The organism is Thalassospira sp. GB04J01, assembly GCF_000751115.1.
GTDB classification, from domain to species: domain Bacteria; phylum Pseudomonadota; class Alphaproteobacteria; order Rhodospirillales; family Thalassospiraceae; genus Thalassospira; species Thalassospira lucentensis.
Window position 1 is genome coordinate 32,573 of sequence record NZ_CCDX020000018.1, and the last position, 16,519, is coordinate 49,091.

The 16,519-nt window shown below is 53.4% G+C and carries 12 protein-coding genes; 9 read left to right on the forward strand and 3 right to left on the reverse strand.

The features are described from left to right. Positions 1–84 precede the first annotated feature (84 nt). Entirely contained in the window at positions 85–3,171 is a 3,087-nt protein-coding gene (locus AMM48_RS18830) for a hypothetical protein (protein WP_102785332.1), read from the forward strand. Between the two features lie 48 nt (positions 3,172–3,219). Here AMM48_RS18830 and AMM48_RS18835 read toward each other — a convergent pair whose 3' ends face one another. Continuing rightward, positions 3,220–3,903, reverse strand: coding sequence for an HAD-IA family hydrolase (locus AMM48_RS18835; RefSeq protein ID WP_102785333.1), 684 nt, complete (start codon positions 3,901–3,903; stop codon positions 3,220–3,222). 252 nt (positions 3,904–4,155) lie between these two features. Here AMM48_RS18835 and glmU point away from each other — a divergent pair, with 252 nt between their 5' ends. The 5 genes from glmU (at position 4,156) to rfbA (ending at position 10,466) form a co-directional block, all read left to right on the forward strand. Next, the gene (glmU, locus tag AMM48_RS18840; RefSeq protein WP_102785334.1) at positions 4,156–5,502 is read left to right on the forward strand and encodes a bifunctional UDP-N-acetylglucosamine diphosphorylase/glucosamine-1-phosphate N-acetyltransferase GlmU; all 1,347 of its coding nucleotides are present in this window, start codon (positions 4,156–4,158) and stop codon (positions 5,500–5,502) included. An 86-nt stretch (positions 5,503–5,588) separates the two neighbouring features. Further along, the gene (gene glmS / locus AMM48_RS18845; RefSeq protein WP_102785335.1) at positions 5,589–7,412 is read left to right on the forward strand and encodes a glutamine--fructose-6-phosphate transaminase (isomerizing); all 1,824 of its coding nucleotides are present in this window, start codon (positions 5,589–5,591) and stop codon (positions 7,410–7,412) included. Positions 7,413–7,622: 210 nt separating this feature from the next. Next, on the forward strand, positions 7,623–8,684 hold the full coding sequence (rfbB, locus tag AMM48_RS18850) for a dTDP-glucose 4,6-dehydratase (protein WP_102785336.1): 1,062 nt from the start codon (positions 7,623–7,625) through the stop codon (positions 8,682–8,684). Then, positions 8,681–9,592, forward strand: coding sequence for a dTDP-4-dehydrorhamnose reductase (gene rfbD / locus AMM48_RS18855; protein ID WP_102785337.1), 912 nt, complete (start codon positions 8,681–8,683; stop codon positions 9,590–9,592). Before rfbB ends, rfbD begins: the two co-directional genes overlap by 4 nt. Beyond that, positions 9,585–10,466: a glucose-1-phosphate thymidylyltransferase RfbA gene (rfbA, locus tag AMM48_RS18860; protein ID WP_102785338.1), complete on the forward strand. Its 882-nt coding sequence runs from the start codon at positions 9,585–9,587 to the stop codon at positions 10,464–10,466. The genes rfbD and rfbA overlap by 8 nt, the downstream gene beginning before the upstream one ends. Before the next feature lie 14 nt (positions 10,467–10,480). Here rfbA and rfbC read toward each other — a convergent pair whose 3' ends face one another. Next, positions 10,481–11,038, reverse strand: coding sequence for a dTDP-4-dehydrorhamnose 3,5-epimerase (rfbC, locus tag AMM48_RS18865; RefSeq protein ID WP_102785339.1), 558 nt, complete (start codon positions 11,036–11,038; stop codon positions 10,481–10,483). 181 nt (positions 11,039–11,219) lie between these two features. Between rfbC and AMM48_RS18870 the strand changes: the two genes are divergently transcribed. The 3 genes from AMM48_RS18870 (at position 11,220) to groL (ending at position 14,989) form a co-directional block, all read left to right on the forward strand. Continuing rightward, positions 11,220–12,686, forward strand: a complete 1,467-nt coding sequence (locus AMM48_RS18870; protein ID WP_102785340.1) for a hypothetical protein — start codon at positions 11,220–11,222, stop codon at positions 12,684–12,686. A 296-nt stretch (positions 12,687–12,982) separates the two neighbouring features. Beyond that, positions 12,983–13,270 (forward strand): co-chaperone GroES, encoded by a 288-nt coding sequence (gene groES / locus AMM48_RS18875; RefSeq protein WP_022730235.1) that lies wholly within the window; start codon positions 12,983–12,985, stop codon positions 13,268–13,270. A gap of 60 nt (positions 13,271–13,330) precedes the next feature. Next, a complete protein-coding gene (gene groL, locus AMM48_RS18880) occupies positions 13,331–14,989 on the forward strand; it encodes a chaperonin GroEL (RefSeq protein WP_101304440.1) in 1,659 nt (552 codons plus the stop codon). A gap of 151 nt (positions 14,990–15,140) precedes the next feature. Here groL and AMM48_RS18885 read toward each other — a convergent pair whose 3' ends face one another. Further along, the gene (locus AMM48_RS18885; protein ID WP_102785341.1) at positions 15,141–16,235 is read right to left on the reverse strand and encodes an NADH:flavin oxidoreductase/NADH oxidase; all 1,095 of its coding nucleotides are present in this window, start codon (positions 16,233–16,235) and stop codon (positions 15,141–15,143) included. Between the last annotated feature and the right edge of the window lie 284 nt (positions 16,236–16,519).

Genomic DNA, 16,519 nt, shown 5'->3' on the forward strand with positions numbered 1-16,519 from the left:
AAGGGTTGAATGTTTTGATTTAAAGACCATACTGCCTGTAGGGTTAAAATGCGTTTGGGGGCAAACGCCACGGGGGAGAGAACCATGTTCAAGCGGTCTTCAGCAGCACCATTGCGTGCGCTTATTCTGGCGGGGATTGGCTGTTGCCTTTCTGGTGCGGTTTGGGCGCAATCGTGTTCGGCCTTGCGCGATGCACCGCTTGTCCCGACCGATACGGCGTTATGTACATCGCTAAGTGCGACTGTGGCCGATCCGTCTGGCTTGCCGCTTGATCAATATGAAGATGCTCTTTCGAAATTCTTTGATAACTGGTGTCATCGCGATACGGATGCCGGATGGGTACGCGATAAATATGTCCGCGATACCGGGCCGTTTACCGCCAGTCGCGATACGACGGGCAATAATGGTCAATGGACCGGGACCTATCACGGGACCCATTCGCCGGTCGTCATCTGGTATTCCCCTGAGATGGTTGCTTGGTTGTCGAAAAACCGGGGTGCCGAGGATGCCCGACCCAGTAGCCCGACCGCGATCCCCGATGGTGCAATCATGGTCAAGGAGATGTATCCGCAACCAGCGGCGGCCTGTGCGGGGGAAGACCCCACACGTCTTTGGCCAACCAGTGGTGCGGCGATCATGGTGCGTGATCAGGAGGCATCCTATGATGGTTGGTTCTGGGGCTGGTATGGCTGGCCGGGATCGGGGTGGAAAGCCGATTGGCCCGCGGGAACCAGCAATGGTCCGCCCAATATGGGCTTTGGGCAATATTGTGTGAATTGCCATGGATCGGCCAAGGACATGACCTTTGCCGAGGTGCGCAACCTTGAAGGCCATCCGGGGCAACCCGAAGTTTTCCTGTCGCAGGATTTCTTTGCCGGTCAGTATCTGGGTCAGGATGGCGGTGTTGCGCCGTCGGTCAAAAAGATCACGTCATCCAATGATGCGCCGTCTGATATCCATAGTTTGCGGGCAAAACTTGAAAAGGTGCCAGATCCACTGGGCAAAGCCCGCACTAGTGCACATCCCGATATGGCGGTGATTTTAACCGCCTTTGCCAAAACCGGCAGCCCGTTTGAGTATGATCTGGCACCGCCAAGCGATATGCCGTCGCAGACTTATGACACTGTCTGGATGAATGCGGATGGCCCATCAGCGCACAGTCAATTCATGACCAGTGACCAATGTGTCGGGTGCCATGATGCAGGCAGTACGGGCTTGCAGTTTGATATGACCATGCCCGATCCCGATGGTGATCGTTTGTTGAACATGGCACCCTATGCCACATGGCGATCATCGCCGATGGGGCTTGCCGGGCGTGATCCGATCTTCTTTGCCCAAATGGCAAGCGAACTGCAAACCTTCCACAGTGACAAGCCCGAACTGGTGCAAAACACCTGCTTTGGCTGTCACGGGATTATGGGACAGCGACAGTTCCAGATTGACCACAATATGGCGCAGCAGGCCAGTGCGACAGCGGGTGTGCAAACAGCAGTTGATTGTGGTGATTTTACCAGATCAATGGTCGATGCAATTCCATATCTCGCCAATAATCCGGCGGCAGGTCACGCATCCTATGGGGCGTTGGCGCGGGATGGCATTTCATGCATGGCGTGTCATCAGATGGTGTTGGGCAAGGATGCCACCGAAAAGTTCAAGGACGCACCGCAGAATGCCTGTGTGTTGCAGCGCCAGGAAACGCTGAACCCGGATGCAACGGGCTTTGCCAAAACCTTTACCGGCAGTTTCCTTGTCGGGGATGCCGATACGCTTTATGGACCGTTTGATAAACCGCAAAAACATCCGATGGAATATACCCTTGGCATTACCCCGGCCAAAGGGGATGCCATCAAGACATCGGAAATGTGTGGTACATGCCATACCGTGCATTTGCCGGTGTTAAAGGATGGCAAGCAGGTCGGCACGGTTTATGAGCAAACAACCTATGCCGAGTGGGCGTTTAGCGGGTTTAGAACCGGCTACACCCTTGATGGTGGGTTGCCCGGTGGTGCAGGAAAAATGGCGATGAGCTGTCAGGAATGTCATATGCCATCGGGCGATGACAAAGCCAAATTCCGCAGCAAGATCGCCTCTATTCAGGAATATTCCAACTTCCCGGCTGCTGCCAATACCTTTGGGCCGGAGTTGCTTGACCTTGAGGCCCGTGACGGGTTTGCCCGCCATACGCTGGTTGGGTTGAACCTGTTCTTGGTTGAGATGTTCCAGCAATTCCCGGATGTTATGGGCATTCCAACCGCAGATCCGATGCTTGGCGACAAAGGCGTTGATCCGCTGGCCTATACCGAACGGGCGATGATCAAGCAGGCGCGCAGTGATACGGTTAACATCGCCATTAAGGATGCGGCGATCAAGGATGGTAAATTGACCAGTGAGGTCGCCATTGCCAGCCTGACCGGGCATAAGTTCCCATCCGGCGTTGGGTTCCGCCGCGCGTTTGTGACGTTTGAAGTGCTTGATCAGGATGAAAAAGTCATCTGGGCATCGGGCCGGGTCAATGGGGCCGGGGTGATTGTTGATCAGGCTGGGACGCCAGTTGACGGCGAGCTTTGGTGGGACAATCAGTGCAGCGCGCGTATTGATCCGCTTAAGCGGGCCCATCAACCGCATTATCAGACGGTAAGTGCGCAAGATCAGGTCCAGATTTATCAGGAACTGGTCAGCACGCCGCCGCTTGATGGCAGTACCCAATATAGCTGTGGTCACAACGTGGCCCCCAAAGGGCAATTGACGACGAGCTTCCTGTCGATCTGTGCCGAGGTCAAAGACAACCGTTTGCCGCCGGCCGGGTACCTTCCGCTTACGGAACGGATTGAAATTTCCAATGCGCTTGGGGCCGGGGATGAGCTTGCCGAGGATGCCGGATTTACGGCCATTGGCGATGATCCCGATTATCGCACATCAACCGCGACAGGCGGGGACCATGTGAAATACGACATCAAACTGTCAGACATCGACGGGACACCGGCATCTGTGCGCGCCAAAATGTCCTATCAGGCGACACCACCATTTTATCTGCAGGATCGTTTCTGTACGGCCAAGGGTGATGATACCGAACGCCTTGCCTATCTTGTCGAGCACCTGAACCTTGATGATACCGCGGCTGAAAACTGGGCGTTTGAAATCGTCAATACCGGGGCGGTGCCGATCAAATAAGGTGGTGTGTTGTTGATGCTGAGGCTGGCGCGTGTTTGTGGCTCAGCCTTAGCCTTTGGGCTGGATGATGTCGTCAATTGCGCGGACAAGGTTTGAATAATCGGTGACAACCGCATCGGCATTCAGTGTGTTGGCACGATCGGCTGAAACTTCAAACGCGACTGCGATGGCATGCGTGTTCGCATCGCGTGCGGCATTGATGTCGTTGGCGTGGTCGCCGACCATCACGGCGATGTCACCGTTCGCGGCATTGTAGCCAAGTTTATCCAGCACAAAGCGCAAATGACCGCCATCGGGCTTTTTGACCGTTGTGGCGTCCCCACCGGCAATAACGGCAAACAAATCGGAAATCCCCAGATTTTCAAGAATGCGTTCGCAAGGGGCGGTTGGTTTGTTTGATGCCAGTGCGATGGTCCAGCCGTCTTTGGCAAGGTTGCGAAGGGTTGCTTCGGCATTGTCATAAAGACGGGTTTGGGCGTAGTTGGTGGCACGATAACGGGCGTTGAAATCAATATTCAGTTTATCAAGCGTTGCGTCGTCGGGTGTTTTGCCCCGTGCGGCAAAGGCGCGTTTTGTCAGCATCCATGTGCCATCGCCGAGCATGGCTTCGAGGTCGTGGCGCGCAAGTGGTGCCAGATCGTGCACGCCGAGCAACTCATTCATGGCAAAAAGCAAATCATCGACCCCGTCAATCAGGGTGCCATCGAGGTCGAACATGATGAATTTTGCCATGATGTGGGGTTCCTGAAATGGATTGTTTGATCGGGGTGGGTAAGTTTAGGGGAACTTAACCGAGTTCGTGCCATTAACAAACCGTAACATCCGCTAACAGGCGGTAACAAAACGTGATTCTTTATGGGCTTTTGCTGCAAAAGAATATGTTCTAAGACTTGCGTCAAATTTGATGAACCGTGTGGTTGCGCATAATTGCACGGTGCAAGAACAGGGGATGCTGCACGAAAACGGCAGCAGGCGTGTTGATAAATGTCACTTGAGTTAAGTGTAATTGTTTTGGCCGCAGGTATGGGCACGCGCATGAAAAGTGCCTTGCCCAAGGTGATGCATAAGGTGGCCGGTAAGCCGATGGTCAATCATGTGATTGATGCGGCGGCCAAACTTGATGCCGTGAAAACCATGGTTGTGGTTGGACCGGACATGCCGAAACTTGTTGAGGCTGTCGCACCCCATCCGACATTTGAGCAAACAGACCGTCTTGGTACAGCACATGCGGTTTTGGCCGCCAAGGACGGGCTTTTGGGCCTGACGGGCAATGTGCTGGTTCTATATGCCGACAGTCCGCTTTTTACCGCTGAAACCCTGAAACGCTTGGTCGACGCCCGTGAAGAAGGGGATCACAGCGTTGCGGTGCTTGGTTTCCGCCCGGATGATCCGACCGGATATGGCCGTCTGGTGACGGATGCACAGACCGGGATGCTCACAGCCATCGTCGAGGACAAGGAATGCGATGAAGCGCAGCGTCAGATCAACTTCTGTAATTCCGGGGTGATGTGTTTCCGCGCCGAAGACATGATTGCGACCCTTGAGGCGATTGATAACACCAATGCCAAGGGCGAGTATTACTTGACCGATGCGGTTGAAGTGGCGCGGAACAATGGCAAAAGCTGTGTCGCGGTCGAAGTTGACGAGGCTGAAACCCTTGGTGTCAATTCACGCCCGCAACTGGCAGCCGCCGAGGCCATCCTTCAGGACCGTTTGCGCACCAATGCGATGAATGAGGGGGCGACCCTGATTGATCCTGCCTCGGTTTTCCTGAGTGCGGATACAAAATTGGGTCGGGACGTGATTGTTGAACCCAATGTTGTGTTTGGACCGGGTGTTACAGTGGGCGATAACACCGTGATCAAGGCATTTAGCCATCTTGAAAGCTGTGTCGTTGGCAAAGGGGCCGATATCGGTCCTTATGCCCGTTTGCGTCCGGGGGCTGAAATCGGTGACGGGGCCAAGGTTGGCAATTTTGTCGAGATTAAAAAGGCCATTGTCGAAGACGGGGCCAAGGTCAATCACCTGAGCTATATCGGCGATGCCCGCGTTGGCGCCAAGGCCAATATCGGGGCCGGGACGATTACGTGTAATTACGATGGCTATCGCAAGCAGCATACCGATATCGGGGCGGGGGCGTTTATCGGGTCAAACTCGGCCTTGGTTGCGCCGGTTGAAATTGGCGATGGTGCCATTGTTGGTGCAGGCAGTACGATTACAGGCAAAGTTGATGCGGATGCACTTGTCCTGACCCGGGCAGAACGTACTGAAAAACCGGGCTGGGCTGCGGCGTTTCGCGATAAGATGCGCGCCCTGACCGGTAAGAAATAAACGAATACAGAACAATGATTTGCCATCTGGTCGACCGTCCGGATGGCTCAAAATGACAAGCGGCTAGAAGCGGGAAAGAAATCCATATGTGCGGCATTATCGGGATTATCGGCAAAGACAGTGTAAGCGAACGTATTCTTGAAGGGCTCAAGCGCCTTGAATATCGTGGCTATGACAGTGCCGGGATTGCAACGCTGGTCAATGGCGATATTGAACGCCGCCGTGCCGAGGGCAAACTGATCAACCTGACCAATCGTCTGGCCGAAAGCCCGCTTGCCGGCGATGTTGGTATTGGTCATACCCGTTGGGCGACCCATGGTGTGCCGACCGAAAACAATGCCCACCCGCACACTGATGGCAAGGTTGCCGTTGTTCATAACGGCATCATTGAAAACTATCAGGACCTCAAGGCAGAGCTTTCTGGCAAGGGGCGCGCATTTGCCACTGAAACCGATACCGAGGTGGTTGTGCATCTGGTGTCTGATTTCCTTGATCAGGGCAAAACACCACGCGATGCGGTTGCCGCGACCCTTCATCGCATCGAGGGTGCATTTGCACTGGTGATTATGATTGCCGGTCAGCATGACGTGATTTTTGGGGCACGTCGTGGAACGCCGCTTGCGGTTGGTCTTGGTGAAGGGGAGATGTATCTTGGTTCGGATGCGATGGCCTTGTCGCATCTGACCAACAAGCTGATTTACCTTGAAGAAGGCGACTGGGTCGAAATGACCCGGGAGCACGTTCAGGTCCGTGATGAAAATGATGTTGAAGTGACCCGCGAAACCAAATTGTCGGCCGTTTCAGGTGCGATGATGGGCAAGGGGAACTATAACCACTTCATGCAAAAGGAAATCTTCGAGCAGCCTGCTGTAATCGGCGACACCTTGCATGCGTTTATCAATCCGGCGACCCAGACCATCAAACTGCCCGACATGCCGTTTTCCTTTGCCGATGCGACGCGTTTGACAATCGTTGCCTGTGGCACGTCCTATTACGCAGGGCTTGTCGCCAAGCACTGGATTGAGCGTTATGCCGGATTGGGTGTGGACGTTGATGTTGCATCGGAGTTCAGATATCGCTGCCCGCCGCTTGCCAAGGGCGGGGTGGCGTTGTTTATTTCGCAATCGGGTGAGACGCTCGATACGCTCGCAGCGTTGCGCTATGCCAAATCAAAAGGCCAGAAGATCGTTTCCATCGTCAATGTGGCCGAAAGCACCATTGCACGCGAAAGCGACGTTGTTCTTCAGACCTATGCCGGACCGGAAATCGGTGTGGCATCCACCAAGGCCTTTACCACGCAGTTAACGGTTCTTGCCTGCCTTGCCGTGACCATCGGGCGTGAAAACGGAACGCTGGCAAAGGACGAAGAAGCCGCCATTGTTAATGCGCTGATCGAAGTGCCCAAACATGCCGCCGAAGTCCTGCATCATGACGAAGCCCTTAAGAAACTTGCCCTTGATATCGCAGATGCGCGCGATGTTTTGTATCTGGGCCGGGGTCTTGGGTATCCGATTGCCATGGAAGGTGCGCTTAAGCTTAAGGAAATTTCCTATATCCACGCCGAAGGCTATGCCGCGGGTGAGATGAAGCATGGCCCGATTGCATTGATCGACCAGTCTGTGCCGATCATTGTGATTGCACCGTCTGACGAGCTGTTTGAAAAAACGGCGTCAAACATGCAGGAAGCCGCCGCACGTGGGGGGCGGGTGATCTTTATCTCTGACGCGCCGGGACTGGCAAAGCTTGGGAATATTGCATCGGCCACGGTTGAACTGCCAAAGGTCGCCGATTTCGTCGCCCCGATCCTCTATACCATCCCGGTTCAGATGCTGGCCTATCATGTGGCGGTGCATAAGGGTACGGACGTTGACCAGCCGCGAAACTTGGCTAAGTCGGTAACGGTGGAATAAAACAATTCGCGCTTTTCATTGTGGCCGCCTGAATGTTGTGAGGCATTCTGTGCGGCCACAATTGTTTTAGAGCATTTTGCCCCAAAGACGACATATCAACGACAAAGTTGCAAACCACAAATCGACGATGCTGTTTTCGACGCCTGCTTTGGTGTCGACTGCCGGGCGTGATTTCTTGCGCTCGGAACACTGAAATCGAAAGAGTTTGCGATGAAGGTTGTGGTGACCGGAGGGGCAGGGTTTATCGGCTCGGCTGTTTGTCGACTTCTTGCCGGGAAAAAGGGCTTTGAGGTTCTTAACCTCGACAAATTGACCTATGCGGCCGACTTGCGCACAGTTGAGGTTGTCTCTGCTTTTCCCAACTATAGTTTCGCGAAAGTCGATGTTTGTAACAAGCAAGCGGTTGCTACGGTGTTTTCGGACTTTCAGCCTGATGCGGTGATGCATCTGGCGGCTGAAAGCCATGTGGATCGTTCGATAGATGGTCCGTCGGATTTTATTCAGACCAATGTCATCGGCACGTTTACGCTGCTTGAAGTTGCGCGGGACTATTTCAATGGTCTTGATGATGCGTGCAAACAGGCCTTTCGGTTTCATCATGTTTCAACCGATGAAGTCTATGGATCTTTGGGTGACGAAGGGCTGTTTACCGAGCAAACAGCCTATGCACCGAATTCACCCTATTCGGCCACGAAGGCCGGGGCGGATCATTTGGTGCGGGCGTGGCATCAGACCTATGGCCTGCCGGTGATTATCAGTAATTGTTCAAACAATTACGGGCCCTATCAATTTCCCGAAAAGCTGATCCCGCTGATGATCCTGAATGTTTTGCAGGGTAAAAAATTGCCCGTTTACGGTGATGGGGGCAATACCCGTGACTGGTTGCATGTCGAGGATCATGCAGAGGCCCTTTTTACCATCCTGACACAGGGCCGGGTTGGTGAGAAATACAACGTTGGCGGCTGTAACGAGGTTACCAATCTGGATGTGGTCCGCAAAGTTTTTGACGCGGTGACGAGCCTTGTCCCCGAAACAGCGGGCAAGTCATTTGATGAGGTTGTTGATTTCGTTGACGACCGTCCGGGGCACGATTGGCGCTATGCGATTGATCCGTCAAAAATGCGCGATGAACTTGGCTGGAGCCCGAGATACAGTTTTGAAGCCGGTCTTGCGCAAACCGTGACGTGGTATGTCGATCATCGCGCGTGGTGGGAACCAATCCTTAAGGAAAAATATGCAGGACAACGGCTTGGTCAGGGGGCTGTCCAATGATCAAGGTTCTGGTCTTTGGCAAGAATGGGCAATTGGCGCAGAGCCTTGCGTGGCGAAGTTCTGCTTTTGCGGGCTTAAGCGTGCAGTTCCTTGATCGCAATGATTGCGACGTTGCGCAGTCAGACAATATTACCAAGGCCGTCGATCTATATCGTCCCGATGTCATCATTAACGCGACGGCGTACACGGCGGTGGATCTTGCGGAGAATGAACCTGAACTGGCGCGGCGTGTAAATTGCGATGCCGTCCGGACGATGGCTGAAAACGCGGCACGGCATTCGGTGCCATTTATTCATATTTCAACAGATTACGTTTTCGACGGTGAGGGTAAAACACCTTATCGCGAAACAGACCCTGTGGCGCCGCTTGGTGTCTATGGTGTCACGAAACTGGCGGGCGAAGAAGCCATTCGGGCGATCACCAACCAGCATCTTATTTTTCGAACTTCCTGGGTTTACAGCCCGTTTGGCAAAAATTTTGTCAAAACCATGTTGGGGTTGTTGGGCGATAAAACACATATTTCTGTGGTGGATGATCAGCAAGGATGTCCGACAAGTGCGCTTGATCTCGCGATGGCCATTTTGCGCATCGTGCCCGAGGTCGTGCGTCGTGATTTTGATCAATTTGGCACCTATCATCTGGTTTCAGATGCTGAGATGACATGGTGTGCGTTTAGCCGTGAAATACAGGCAAAGGCGATCAAGATTTTTGGGGAGCAATGGTCGGGGGCAACCTGCGAGATCAAAGCGGTCACAAATGCCGAGTTCCCGACGGCGGCAAGACGACCATCCTATTCTGTGATGTCGAGGGAAAAATTCATGACCAATTTCGGGTTTGGTTTACCCGACTTTGATCAGAGTTTGATGGAGGTTTTGCAAAATCTCGCAGAAGGGGGCGCGCATGCGTAAGGGCATTATCCTTGCAGGTGGCACCGGATCACGCCTGCATCCGTCAACGTTGGTTGTCTCCAAGCAGCTTCAGCCGGTTTATGATAAACCGATGATCTATTACCCGCTGACGACACTGATGCTGGCGGGGATCAAGGATATTCTGATCATTAGCACCCCGCGTGATGTCCCGCTTTTCCGAGAGTTACTCGGCGATGGTTCTCAGTGGGGGGTGCGTTTGGCGTATGCGGTTCAAACCGAACCACGGGGCTTGGCAGATGCCTTTATTGTGGGGGCCGATTTCATTGGAGATGATCCCTGTTGTTTGATTCTTGGCGATAATATCTATTTTGGGCATGGCTTAACCGAGTTGCTTGGAAATGCGATGCGGCAATCGCGCGGTGCGACAGTGTTTGCCTATTTTGTTCAAGATCCTGAGCGGTATGGCGTGGTCGAATTTGATCGCGCGGGAATTGCACTTGATATCGAAGAAAAGCCAGACAATCCAAAGTCCAATTATGCGGTTACCGGATTGTATTTTTATGATGCAGACGTCGTTGATATTGCGCGCTCCATCAAGCCATCAGCCCGTGGTGAGCTTGAAATTACCGATGTGAACAAGGCGTATCTTCAGCGTGGGTCGCTTCGTGTGGAAAAAATGGGGCGTGGCTATGCCTGGCTTGATACCGGGACCCATGGGGCGATGCTTGATGCTGCCGATTTTGTGCGGACTGTGGAGAATCGGCAGAGCTTAAAAATCGCGTGTCCTGAGGAAATTGCCCTGAGAACCGGGATGATTTCAATTTCCCAGTTTGAAGACCTTATCACCGGGTTTGGTGCAAGTTCCTATCGCGAGTATCTTCAAACTGTACTGCGGACCTATGACCAAATGTAGCTAGGCTCAGGGGATCAAAAGTCCGGGTTGCGGCAATACTCGGCAAAGCTCATGGCTTGCATGTCTTTTTGCGACAGAATTACGTCGCTTTCCTCGTATGGCCATGGGATGCCAAGGTCTGGATCGTTCCACATGATGGATCGTTCGGCCTCGGGGGTGTAGGGGGCGGAAACCTTATAATGAACCTCGGTGTCGGGTTCGAGCGTTACGAAGCCGTGGGCAAACCCACATGGGATCAAAATCTGGTTCCATTCTGTCGCACTGATTTCAGCACTTACCCATTTCCCGAAAGTCTTGGACCCTGCGCGAATGTCCACGGCAACGTCGAGGATGCGTCCATGAGCAACGCGCACAAGCTTGTCCTGCGCATAGGGTGTGCATTGATAATGCAGGCCGCGCAAAACACCGGGTTCACGTGAAAACGACTGATTGTCTTGAACGAAAGACTGGACAATTCCGGCATCGGCATAGGTCGTTTGATTATAGGTTTCCGAAAAGAACCCGCGTTCGTCGCTAAACTTTTTAGGAAAAAGCAGTTTTACGTCCGGGATGTCGAGGGCTTCAAACTTCATTGTTAAGGCCTGAGATGCTGCGGTCGAACCATTTTAAAGTAACACGAAAACCAGACAAAACGACCTATCGTATTTAAGCTTAAGAATAAAGTTGGAACCAAATTAATAGGTCCTTACCCTAATCATTGTTGTCAGACCGTGATGGTCGTACGGTACGTTGGTAACCGAATGGAGACGTGTGATGCGGCGTGGGTTTGCTGTTTTTGTGGTCTTTTTACCAGCCCTTCTTGCGGCATGCGCACAAGGCACGCGCCCAGTAGGCGATCTGGCGACGTTATCGTGTGATGCGCAACTTGCGTATATTGATGCGTTGGTCGCCCAAAACGGTGTGAGGAACGCGTCGGCTTCACCGGTTGCCGGGTTCGCATATCTTCGGGCCAACCGGAACTCTGTTTTATTGGCGCGCCAGCTTGATGAAGATGGTGACGGGCAGGTCGATCAACCGGATCGTTGGCGGGACTTTATCGCACAGATGCGTGGCCTTGATCGCGACGCACGACAAAGTGAAATGGCCAACCTTCCAGTTGCATCAGGTATCTCATTTGATCAGATTGAGGCTTGTGCCAACACGATGGCCGCGTCCCTGATGCCCGATCAGTATCCGGTGCTGTCTGCGGCGGTATTTGTGCCTGATGACTATCTTGATTTTCAGCGCATCGCGGGTCTGTATCCGATAACAGCCTTCGCGGCCTATTTCGGATATGAAGGATGGAAGCAGGAGAACTTTGCAAGTTTTGAGCAAAGGAGCGCGGATATTGCGGCGTCGGGACCGTGGTACGACTATTTAGTACCCGACCAAACTGATGACGGTTTTAGCGACATTGCACGGGATGCCTTTGGTTTGTTGCAGCCAACGGGTGCCGAGCTTGAAAAACTGGTGCTGGCCTATGCGCCGGTTTTTCGGGTGAGAACGGGAAGTGAGAGTGACAAGGTTGGACAGCCGACCTTGCCCGCGCGTGATGCTTTGGCCGTCGTCGATACAGATCATCCAAATATCTATTATCGCCTGAGCCATACATATTTTGCCGGAAAATGGCGGCCGCAAATCGTTTATGAAATCTGGTTCCCGGAGCGCCCTGCTACCAGCCGGTTTGATATTCTGGCCGGGCATTTTGATGCGCTGGTTTGGCGGGTTACCCTTGATGATGATGGCACGCCGTTGATCGGCGATACGATCCATGGCTGCGGCTGTTATCACATGTTCTTTCCGAGCCAAACTTTGCAGCGAATCACTGCGCCAGAGGACAACGACATTCGTGAAACGGCGGAAATGCCCGCGGGATATGTTGATCAATCGATCTTGAAGCAGCCTGTTCTGTGGATCGATGAAACCAGCCACTATCTTCTGAAACTGACCGATGCCCAGGCTGACACAATGGCTGGTAATATGATCAGGCAAAACGCATCCCTTCGTCCGGTACAGGACTTGAGCCAGTTGCAGCTACAAAACGGGCAGGGCACGGCCAGCTTTTTTGATGAGGACGGATTTGTACCCGGCACGGAACGGCTGGAATGGATTTTACTTTGGCCGATGGGGGTTGAGAAACCCGGTGCCATGCGACAATGGGGGCATCATGCAACGGCGTTTGTCGGGCGGCGGCATTTTGATGAGCCAGACCTGATGGATCGGTATTTCACGCCGCGCTGATCTGAACCCGTGATTGTGTGCCACATTATTGCCTTTTGCGCATTGCGGTGGCGCGTGATACCTCTATCGGGCTGGCCCATGCTGTTTGTGGCGGCACCATGGCAGCCAAGGCCCGATTTGGGCCAATGTCGCGGAATTCATGATATTTTTGCGACGAACACGCCAATCCTATTGACAAAAATCACTCACTCCAATACATCCTGTTAGCACTCGCCGGGGGTGAGTGCTAATACGGGCTCATCCCGGTTAGTCGTAGTTTTAAACGAGCCTTTAGCTTTAACACGGAGTTGTCTAAAATGAAGTTCCGTCCGCTGCATGATCGCGTCCTGGTCCGTCGTGTCGAGTCCGACACCAAGACTGCCGGTGGCATCATTATTCCGGATACCGCGAAAGAAAAACCGCAGGAAGGCGAAGTCGTCGCTGTGGGTTCTGGCGTGCGTAAAGATGACGGCTCTGTCGTCGCGCTTGACGTCAAATCAGGTGACAAAGTCCTGTTTGGCAAATGGTCAGGTACCGAAGTCAAGGTTGACGGCGAAGAGCTGTTGATCATGAAAGAGTCCGACATTATGGGCATCATGGAATAAGTCAGCCCTTTGGGTGATTTATGTCCACGTTCATCCGTCTCATAGAGAGGAAAGAATATTATGGCTGCTAAAGACGTAAAGTTTTCTACCGATGCACGCGCTAAAATGCTGCGTGGTGTCGATATCCTGGCAGATGCTGTCAAGGTGACGCTCGGCCCGAAAGGTCGTAACGTTGTTATCGAAAAGTCCTTTGGCGCACCGCGCGTGACCAAAGACGGTGTTACCGTTGCCAAAGAAATCGAACTTTCTGACAAGTTCGAAAACATGGGCGCACAGATGTTGCGTGAAGTTGCCTCACGTACCGCCGATATGGCGGGTGACGGCACCACCACTGCAACGGTTCTGGCTCAGGCGATCGTGCGTGAAGGCAACAAATCTGTTGCTGCGGGCATGAACCCGATGGACCTGAAACGCGGTATCGATCTTGCGACGACCAAAGTCATCGAATCGATCCAGAGCCGTGCACGTAAAGTAACCGGCCGCGATGAAATCGCACAGGTTGGTAACATTTCGGCAAACGGTGACCGTGAAGTCGGCGACATGATCGCTGAAGCCATGGAAAAAGTTGGCAACGAAGGTGTTATCACCGTCGAGGAAGCCAAAGGTCTGCACACTGAACTCGACGTTGTCGAAGGCATGCAGTTTGACCGTGGTTACCTGTCGCCGTATTTCGTAACCAATCCTGAAAAGATGGTTGCAGATCTCGACAATCCTTATGTTCTTCTGTTCGACAAAAAAGTTTCTTCGCTGCAGCCGATGCTGCCGCTTCTTGAAGCTATTGTTCAGTCGGGCAAGCCGCTTCTTATCATTGCGGAAGACGTCGAAGGCGAAGCATTGGCAACTCTGGTTGTCAACAAGCTGCGCGGTGGTCTGAAAATCGCTGCTGTTAAAGCACCGGGCTTTGGTGACCGTCGTAAAGCAATGCTTGAAGACATCGCCGTTCTTACCGGTGGTCAGGTTGTTTCCGAAGATCTCGGCATCAAACTTGAAACCGTTACGCTCGACATGCTCGGCACCGCGAAATCGATCACCATCACCAAAGAAGAAACCACCATCGTTGATGGTGCTGGTGAGAAAGCACAGATCGAAGCACGTGTTGCCCAGATCCGCGCTCAGATCGAAGAAACCACTTCTGACTACGATCGTGAAAAACTGCAGGAACGTCTTGCGAAACTCGCAGGCGGTGTTGCCGTAATCAAAATCGGTGGCGCTTCGGAAGTCGAAGTTAAAGAACGTAAAGACCGCGTTGACGATGCCCTGCACGCAACCCGCGCTGCTGTCGAAGAAGGCATTGTTGCTGGTGGCGGTACGGCTCTGCTGTACTCTGTCCGTGCGCTTGAAGGTCTTGAAGGCGAAAACCACGACCAGACCATCGGTGTGGACATCGTTCGCCGTGCGCTTCAGGCGCCGGTTCGCCAGATTGCTCAGAACGCAGGTGTTGACGGTGCGGTTGTTGCCGGCAAACTGCTTGAGCAGGATGACGTTGAATTTGGTTATGACGCCCAGAAAGGCGAATACACCAACCTCGTCAAAGCTGGCATCATCGATCCGGCCAAAGTTGTTCGTACTGCCCTGCAGGACGCAGCATCGGTCGCTGGTCTGCTGATCACCACCGAATGCATGATCGCTGATAAACCGGAAGATAAATCTTCTGGCGGCGGCGCACCTGACATGGGTGGCATGGGTGGTATGGGCGGCATGGGCGGTATGGGCTTCTAAGCCTTACCAACCAACCGACCTATTTGCTACGGAAGGGGCCTCGCATTTGCGGGGCCTCTTTATCTTTTGTGTCTTTTGTGCTTGGCCCTAAAACAAAGAAAAGCCCCGCCGCAATCTGCGGCAGGGCTTTGTCTTGATCGCGCCTAAAAGGCTAGCCAAACAGCTTTTTCAATGCGCGTGGCTGACACCGCAAATACTGGTTGGCGGCTTTGACTTCGGCCTCCAGTGTTGCAGCCGCATGCCATGGCCAGCGCGGGTCATACAGAATACCGCGCGCAAGGGCGATGGCATCGGCTTGGCCGGTAAAGGTGATGGCTTCTGCCTGTTCGGCCTCGGTAATCAGGCCAACTGCAATTGTCGTGATGCCTGTTTCCGATTTGATGCGATCGGCAAATGGGACTTGATAGTTTGGGCCAAGCGGGATTTTCTGATCAATATGCAGGCCGCCTGATGAGACGTGGATAAAGTCGCATCCGCGCGCTTTGAGGGCCTTTGCCAACTCAACGCTTTGATCAATGTCCCAGCCGCCCTCGACCCAGTCACTGGCCGATATGCGCATGCCGACCGGGAAGTCGGTGCCGACTTCGCGGCGGACTGCGTCATAAACTTCGAGGGCAAAACGCATGCGGTTTTCAAGCGATCCACCATATTCGTCATCGCGCTTGTTTGAGTGTGGGGACAAGAACTGATGGAGCAGATAGCCATGCGCGCCATGGAGTTCGATGGCCTCAAACCCGATGCGAAGGGCGCGCTTTGCACTGTCGGCAAAGGCTTGAACAATTTCGGCCATGCGTGACTTGGAAAGGGCTTCGGGTGTTGGGTCACCCTGTTTAAACGGGACTGCAGACGGAGCAACAACCTGCCAGCCGTTCTTGTGGTCAGGATCGATGGCAGCGCCACCATCCCATGGTTTTTCACAGGATGCCTTGCGCCCGGCATGGGCCAGTTGGATGGCGATTGGCATGTCGGAATGGCTGCGCACGGCCTTGATGGTTTTATCAAGACTGGCCTCGGTTGTGTCATCCCACAGGCCAAGATCGCCGTAGGTGATGCGTCCTTCGGGTTCGACCGCACTTGCTTCTATGATCAGAAGTCCTGCGCCGGATTGGGCAAGGTTGCCCAGATGCATGTCGTGCCATGCGGTGGAGCTACCGTTGTTAGCGGAGTACTGACACATCGGCGCAATGATGATGCGATTATCGAGGGCCAGTTTCCCCAAAGACAGGGGCGAGAATAAAGTGCTCATGGAATATCCTTGATATAGGGGAGGCGGCGGGGAACCCGCCATGCAATGGGGTGAAGCTAGTCTTTGGCCGTAGACTCCGCCAGTCCCAAAGTCAGTTTTTCCAAGGAATGGAATGCCAGCGGAGAAAAATCAAAAAAAGATCAAAAAAATGCATCTGGCGACTTGCGGAAATTTTCACCCGATCTATCTCAAGGAGGCAAAGGGGCATGGTGCCCTGATACGCGTCACGGTTGCAGCCTGGTCTGGACCGCCGACGCAAGGATACTCGTCTGTAATGGAGGGTT